Origin of the sequence: Serratia sp. CY43202 (genome assembly GCF_052168755.1) — a bacterium.
Taxonomy (GTDB): domain Bacteria; phylum Pseudomonadota; class Gammaproteobacteria; order Enterobacterales; family Enterobacteriaceae; genus Serratia; species Serratia bockelmannii.
Genome location: NZ_JBJNMB010000028.1, coordinates 1 through 857, shown reverse-complemented (window position 1 = coordinate 857; position 857 = coordinate 1). Strand labels below are relative to the sequence as shown.

At 54.3% G+C, this 857-nt stretch carries 1 protein-coding gene; it reads left to right on the top strand.

Annotated elements, in window-relative coordinates; translation table 11 throughout:
* Window positions 1-857, top strand: an 857-nt coding sequence (gene tuf, locus ACJ8J5_RS24740; RefSeq protein ID WP_127147055.1) for an elongation factor Tu, incomplete at both ends; no start/stop codon positions are given.

The following is an 857-nucleotide window of genomic DNA, read 5'->3' as shown; positions in this document are numbered from 1 at the left end:
GGTACTATCGGCCACGTTGACCACGGTAAAACTACCCTGACTGCAGCGATCACCACCGTTCTGGCTAAAACCTACGGCGGTTCTGCACGTGCTTTCGACCAGATCGATAACGCGCCAGAAGAAAAAGCTCGTGGTATCACCATCAACACCTCTCACGTTGAGTATGACACCCCGACTCGTCACTACGCGCACGTTGACTGCCCAGGGCACGCCGACTACGTGAAAAACATGATCACCGGTGCTGCTCAGATGGACGGCGCGATCCTGGTAGTAGCTGCGACTGACGGCCCAATGCCTCAGACTCGTGAGCACATCCTGCTGGGTCGTCAGGTTGGCGTTCCTTTCATCATCGTATTCATGAACAAATGCGACATGGTTGATGATGAAGAGCTGCTGGAACTGGTAGAAATGGAAGTTCGCGAACTGCTGTCCGCTTACGACTTCCCAGGCGACGACCTGCCAGTGATCCGCGGTTCCGCGCTGAAAGCGCTGGAAGGCGAAGCTGAGTGGGAAGCGAAAATCATCGAACTGGCCGAAGCCCTGGACAGCTACATCCCAGAGCCAGAGCGTGCTATCGACAAGCCGTTCCTGCTGCCAATCGAAGACGTATTCTCCATCTCCGGTCGTGGTACCGTTGTTACCGGTCGTGTTGAGCGCGGTATCATCAAAGTTGGCGAAGAAGTTGAAATCGTTGGTATCAAAGACACCGTTAAGTCTACCTGTACTGGCGTTGAAATGTTCCGCAAACTGCTGGACGAAGGCCGTGCTGGTGAGAACGTAGGTGTTCTGCTGCGTGGTATCAAACGTGAAGAAATCGAACGTGGTCAGGTACTGGCTAAACCAGGCTCCATCAAGCC